The sequence below is a fragment of the Chromohalobacter sp. HP20-39 genome (genome assembly GCF_033052815.1).
Taxonomy (GTDB): Bacteria; Pseudomonadota; Gammaproteobacteria; order Pseudomonadales; family Halomonadaceae; genus Chromohalobacter.
Genome location: NZ_JAWHTP010000073.1, coordinates 1 through 624 on the forward strand (window position 1 = coordinate 1; position 624 = coordinate 624).

Below are 624 nucleotides of genomic sequence, written 5' to 3' on the forward strand. Positions count from 1 at the left end.
ACTGCGTCTGTCGCTGGCTGTCGGTTTAGTGAATAGTCACGCCATCCTCGGTTGCATTGACTTCGCTAACCTTCGCACCTTGTTCGATCTTCAGGCCTTGCTTGTCGAACGCCTTCTTCGCCTCCTTGGCGATGGCTTGGTCGACGATTGGCAGGAAGCTGGGCAAGCCTTCGAGGATCGTGACATCCGCCCCCAGGCGGCGCCAAACGGAGCCCAGCTCCAGGCCGATCACGCCGGCACCGATGACGGCCAACCGATCAGGCACAGCCGCGATGTCCAGCGCGCCGTCGTTGGAGAGCACGACCCGCTCATCGAACGGTAGGTTGGGGAGCGGCCGCACGTTGGAGCCTGTGGCAACGATGATCTGCTTGCCAACCAAGGTAACAGCCTCATCGGCGGCGACGCTCACCTCGAAGCCACCATCGACAGTCCTGGTGAAAGACGCCAGGCCGTTGAAAAACTGGACCTTGTTTTTGCGGAACAGATAAAGGATGCCTTCGTTGCTGGACTTCACGACCTGATTCTTACGTTCCAACATCGTGGTCACATCCATGCGCAGATCACCCGTGGAGATGCCGTGCGTGCCAAAGTGGTGCTTGGCTTGTTCAAAGTTCTCTGACGACT

1 protein-coding gene is annotated in these 624 nt (G+C 58.7%); it reads right to left on the reverse strand.

Features of this window, described 5'->3' with window-relative positions; all coding sequences use genetic code 11:
• Positions 1-25: 25 nt before the first annotated feature.
• Positions 26-553, reverse strand: coding sequence for an FAD-dependent oxidoreductase (locus RVY79_RS16975; protein ID WP_317465642.1), 528 nt, complete (start codon positions 551-553; stop codon positions 26-28).
• Between the last annotated feature and the right edge of the window lie 71 nt (positions 554-624).